General features: G+C 51.7%; 6 protein-coding genes. All 6 read right to left on the reverse strand.

The window, feature by feature from the left end; genetic code table 11:
• Nucleotides 1–14 precede the first annotated feature (14 nt).
• The 6 genes from Q0628_RS11750 to Q0628_RS11775 all read right to left on the reverse strand — a co-directional run bounded on the left by Q0628_RS11750 (nucleotide 15) and on the right by Q0628_RS11775 (nucleotide 4,748).
• Complete coding sequence (locus tag Q0628_RS11750) at nucleotides 15–449, reverse strand: HU family DNA-binding protein (protein ID WP_298771227.1); 435 nt, start codon at nucleotides 447–449, stop codon at nucleotides 15–17.
• Nucleotides 450–1,639: 1,190 nt separating this feature from the next.
• On the reverse strand, nucleotides 1,640–1,861 hold the full coding sequence (locus tag Q0628_RS11755; protein ID WP_298771228.1) for a hypothetical protein: 222 nt from the start codon (nucleotides 1,859–1,861) through the stop codon (nucleotides 1,640–1,642).
• A gap of 48 nt (nucleotides 1,862–1,909) precedes the next feature.
• On the reverse strand, nucleotides 1,910–2,821 hold the full coding sequence (locus Q0628_RS11760) for a hypothetical protein (RefSeq protein ID WP_298771229.1): 912 nt from the start codon (nucleotides 2,819–2,821) through the stop codon (nucleotides 1,910–1,912).
• Nucleotides 2,822–3,035: 214 nt separating this feature from the next.
• Nucleotides 3,036–3,341: a single-stranded DNA-binding protein gene (locus tag Q0628_RS11765; protein WP_298771230.1), complete on the reverse strand. Its 306-nt coding sequence runs from the start codon at nucleotides 3,339–3,341 to the stop codon at nucleotides 3,036–3,038.
• A gap of 78 nt (nucleotides 3,342–3,419) precedes the next feature.
• A complete protein-coding gene (locus Q0628_RS11770) occupies nucleotides 3,420–3,995 on the reverse strand; it encodes a hypothetical protein (RefSeq protein WP_298771231.1) in 576 nt (191 codons plus the stop codon).
• Between the two features lie 348 nt (nucleotides 3,996–4,343).
• On the reverse strand, nucleotides 4,344–4,748 hold the full coding sequence (locus Q0628_RS11775) for a hypothetical protein (protein ID WP_298771232.1): 405 nt from the start codon (nucleotides 4,746–4,748) through the stop codon (nucleotides 4,344–4,346).
• Nucleotides 4,749–4,840: the final 92 nt, after the last annotated feature.

Genomic DNA, 4,840 nt, shown 5'->3' on the forward strand with positions numbered 1-4,840 from the left:
CTTTTTCCTTTCTTTTACGGCTCTGCGGGAGCCTGGTAGTTTCCTTTTACCTTTTGCACTTTCTCGAACGAGAGCAAATAAGGCTGCAATGCTTTGCGCATGCGAGCGCAGGGCTTGAAATGGAATTTTACTCTCTTCACATTTGTTGCATCTACTTTCTCCGGCGTTTCGCTTGGGCGCGATTTAATCGTAGTGTAAATCGTTCCGAAGTTTGCCAGCGTAATGCTGTGACCGTTGCGAACGAAGTTAAGCATTTCTTCGCCGAGCGCATCGTAAACCATACCTATATAGGCCTTTGGAATGGACGAGTTGCGGCTGGCGGCTTCCAAAATTTGGTCGCGCTCTATCAGACTGTATTGGTACAGTTGCGCGTAGTACTTGGTTTGGGAAACATTTTTTGGGTTTTTCCTTGCAACCGGGTAGTACTTGAGTTTTCCGTTGACTGCCATTTTACATTTGAGATTAAAAAATTTACATTTGTAATTTGAGATTTTACATTTGAGCACTTTTTCGGCCGTTTTTGAATGCTTTTTTGTTTTCTCGGAGACAAAATTACAAACGTAAATCGAAATTGCAAAACAAATCAAATGAAAATTAGGCCAAATCATTCATTTTTCGGCCTTTTGGCCGAAAAATAGCGGTTTTTCGGTTTTTAGCTTTGTAAAATGCAAATTCCAGGGAGCGCAAGCGGATTTAGGCCGGGCACAGCCCGGACAAATTCCGCGGCGCGTGGGTGGGTGGGTCGCGCTATAGCGCGAGAACTTGCCCGGAGCGGCCGCAAGCCCCGGCCAGCCGGAGCGGGCGGAGGTCGCTACGGCGGCCGGGCTGAATGCGGCGGCGGGAGGGCAAGCCTGGGGCAATTCGGGGGCAAGAGCGACACGGCGCGCGAGGAACTGCGGCACGCAGCGCGCCGGGCGGCTTGAGCGGGGAGCGCGAGAGCGAAAGCCGCCCGGAAACATTCGGCGCTTTTCAGCGAAATTTCACCGCCCTGCGAAATTGATAATTGAGCGGGGCGGAAATTTAACATAATATCGATTATGCGGCGCCGGGCAGCAAGCCGGAAATTTAGCGCTTTGCGAGCGCTGCTCGGAGAGGGGCGCGAGCGGAGCGCCCGGCGCAGCTGGGGACCCGGCGACTTGCTTGCGCATAATCTTTATTATGTTGAGCGGTATAGAAAGCGCCGCCGGGCAAAAGGACATGCCCCGCGGTGTTACTCGGGGCATACACGTTCGGGCGGCGGAGCGGGAGCGAGCGATGGGGGACGGAGCGAAGCATGACGCCACCGCGAGCGGGCGGAGCGAAGAGCGGAGCGGCGAGGGTCTTTTCCGTGACCCCGAGCCGCCCGCTCGAGCGGAGCAGCGGAGCCGCCCGCCGTGCCCGGCCTGTTGGCGTAGCCAACAAGCCCGCCGACCTGTGCGAGCGCAGCGCGTAGCAGGGCGCGAGCGCGGGAGACGGGCGTGCGAGCGAGCGTTAGCGAGCGAGCGGGGCGGGCTCTGATTGTTCGTCAAACCGGCAGCGTTGCAGTGTGTGCAGAGGGTCATGGAAGTCTGCGCCTGCCCAATGTTTACACTTTACACACCTTGAAACACACACCGGAGCCCGTACCATGTCGCACGCTGTCATTAAGTCCGGAAATCGCTTAAGTCCTGTTTGGCTCAGCCACGTTCTTTGCTCTTTCATAAATTACTATATCTTTGTTTCTGAAAATCATACGCTTTTGCCGTTCCTCCTCGGCTGAAACTAACACGTAAATATCGTCGTTATACTGCTGTGCATCGCTCCTGGAGATAAGCCCTTGACGATGCAATGCGCCCACCAAACGGTAAAGCCTGTCGGCTGCTAAATCTTTCTTTGTTGCCATTCTATATAATAAAGGTATAAATAGGGATTTGGAAATGCAACCACGGCGCTACTGCGCCGTGGTTTCCATGCCGAAGAACGAAATATCCTGTGGGAGGTTACGTATTGCAACGAGGTCGGGGTAAACTGCTAACATGTTCGTTATCGTCCGGCGCTGCATGGGTGTAATATCTTCCCGCTCGGCTAATTCGCTTAATCGTTTAACTATCATCATATCCACTCGCCCGGCTCTTTCCTTATTGCTAAGTTTAACCGGTTGGTAGGCTCTCGCTCCGTCTAAGTTCTCTAAGTCTATTCGTCTGCATCGGTCTTTTCTCTGTAACTTGCCGTTTCGATTATGACGTACTATTCTGAAATCCATATACCTGTCCGATAGCATTTTGTAGAACTTCAATATATCCACCCGGTCCGATAAGTGGTTGATATCCAAGGGAATAAACTCGCCGTCCTCGCGACTAACAAATCCCTTTCCAGCAGAACGGACAGAATGCTCAACTCGCCATACATGTCGGGTCTCATCAAGACCGGCCGCTCTCCACTGCTCACGGATGTAGGGCTTGTCGTGTCCTGGACGGTCAAGCTCCAAAGTCTTGTCGTAGAGTTTCGTCGTAACCATGCTCGCGGGGCTGCCCCACTTGAGCGAGTTAAAGTAGTTAGCGCCCCACTCCGCTTTACCGTAGGCTGCCAGCGTTGGCTGGTGTAGCTTGGCGAGCCTGCACTCCATGTAATTGCGCGTGAAGTTTTCCGGCCTGTAGCCGTAACGGAATGTGTTGAAATCTCGGGCGAAGTCAACGCGTGAAAGCCCACATACGGTGAGGTTGAACGCAGTAACAAAACGCCTGAGATGTCCCAGGTAATCCCGCGCATAGAGTACACGATTAGAAACGCGGAGATGACAAGAGCCAGGAGCCAAAATAGGCGCACCAGTCGCAGACACGTACGGGTCGCGACGAACTTCCAAGCATGGCAGGTTACTTTCGTCAAGAACGCAATACATTTCCCTATACTGCGGAGTGCCATAGGCACGCGAACGAACTTTGACATTTTGACTTGAAACGTAAGCGGCTGGGATTGGCTGGTGCGGGTCTTCCTTGCAAAAGACCTCCAGCCAATCCAAATTAACGCATGTGTCGTAGATTGACACTCGACACTACATAATGCCGATTATGCAAGGACTAGACTAGTTCTAGCTCTCGCGTAATCACGTCCAACGAAACTTGAGCGTTGCCGTTGCGGTCGGCGTAAACGCTCGTGAACAATTCACCACGGAGGAACACGCGCGCGCCCTTTTTCAGATACGGAATTATTCCGTCTGAAACGTAGGCGTTCACTGTGTACCACTCACTGCGCTTTTCGAGCTCGCCGGTAGCGTTCCGTTTGGATCGCGTTACGGCGAGCCGGAAAGCGACAAATCCCCGCTCGGCTTTTTTCTCTACATTGGCATCAGAGCCAAGATTTCCAATTAACTCGATTTTCTGCATAACTACTACTATTTTAAGGGTTAGACATTCAACAGGGTTTTTTCTCCGATTGACCCATCCGCACCGGAGGGCTTTTTATTACTTTGTTACCAGTTCGAAATCGTAGGCGATTACGTATGGGTTTCTTTCCCATGTGCCTTTTCCGCTTATTCTATCTATAAGCACGGAATATGCGTCTCTTGGATTTGTGAAACAATAATTGTTTTTGCCGTTGCGCTCCATAATACCCGTGACGATGTAACTGTCTAACCATTTCTCTACGCCCTCTCGCAGACAGTCATTTTCGCTGATATCTTGCAACAGCTGGAGGCGCACGCGGGTAATCTTTATATAGTGGAACATTAGTTCGGCCTTGACAAACATCTTGTTAGTCCAACCGGGTGTCTCCGTCATGAACTGTGTATTAATCATTCCGAAGTCTGCATATGGGTAGAGTTCTTTATACTTCTGCGCCACTGCTACCACATCGCCGACATTGTTAGTAGCGTGTTGGAGGACATACTCACCGAGAGACAGCGTGGGGTAATCGCCCAGCTTCCTGCCGTTCCAATAGGCTTCTACAAGCCTCGTCGCATCCCGCCTTGTCTGTGTCTTTTCTCCTCTTAGCACGGCGGCGGTAAGACCGTACCTGTCATTAAACATTACTTTTTTCATATTTACTTTTGATGTTTTTGTTATTCTGTATAATTACAAGCCGCCGCCAAATAGCTTGTAGGAGGTAGCTAAATGGCGGCGTGCGGCTGGTACACCTGCGGCCGGTTGGAGGTCGCACCCCTGCGGAGCCTCCTACTCTCCCCAGGTGCATTGCAAAGGTAGGGAAAAATCTCGGATCTGGACTTTCACTTTTTGCGGTTTTTCTTTCACTTTTTGCGGTATATTCAGCGCCCCGGCCGTGGGGACGTTCCGCGGAGCGGAAGAAAGACACGGCCGGGGGGCTGAAAAGAGCGCCGCCCTACTGAATTGCAGAGCGGCGCGACTATTACGAAAGAAACCTGCTTGTGGTCAAGGATTAGTTTCTTCTTCGGGAACGGGTGCCGGGTAGATGTGGCCGTCTTTCTCGAAGTTGTAGGTGTACCATTCTTGCAGGGCGCGAAGAGCGGGAGCCCAAGACGCGCGGAGCATGATTTTGTCGATATTTTCGCTTGTTACCTTTGCGGCTGTCTCACTGCCACGGCTTTTTAACACCGGGCGCAAGCACATGAGGTTAGCAATACGGATGGAATGACCGTTGCAGACGAAGTTCAGCACGCTGTCCATGATTGCATCGCAAGCGGCGTTAACTACTCCGGCGTTCAGATTGCTGTTGCGCTTGATTGCCTCACGCAGTTCTGCATCGCCGATGTTACTATACTGTTCTTGGGCGGCGTAATAGGCCGTGCGGCCGTTCTTCGGGTTTTTTCGAAGCACGGCTTTAATTTGGATAAGTCCGTAAGAAATCATAATACTTTTTCCTTTCTTTTACGGCTCTGCGGGAGCCTGGTAGTTTCCTTTTACCTTTT

Source organism: uncultured Fibrobacter sp., from assembly GCF_937877005.1.
Classification (GTDB): Bacteria; Fibrobacterota; Fibrobacteria; order Fibrobacterales; family Fibrobacteraceae; genus Fibrobacter.

Excerpts from the sequence above, each read along its gene's own strand:
- Q0628_RS11750 (WP_298771227.1), bottom strand. The coding sequence starts at position 449 with ATGGCAGTCAACGGAAAACTCAAGTACTACCCGGTTGCAAGGAAAAAC.
- Q0628_RS11755 (WP_298771228.1), bottom strand. The coding sequence starts at position 1,861 with ATGGCAACAAAGAAAGATTTAGCAGCCGACAGGCTTTACCGTTTGGTG.
- Q0628_RS11765 (WP_298771230.1), bottom strand. The coding sequence starts at position 3,341 with ATGCAGAAAATCGAGTTAATTGGAAATCTTGGCTCTGATGCCAATGTA.
- Q0628_RS11770 (WP_298771231.1), bottom strand. The coding sequence starts at position 3,995 with ATGAAAAAAGTAATGTTTAATGACAGGTACGGTCTTACCGCCGCCGTG.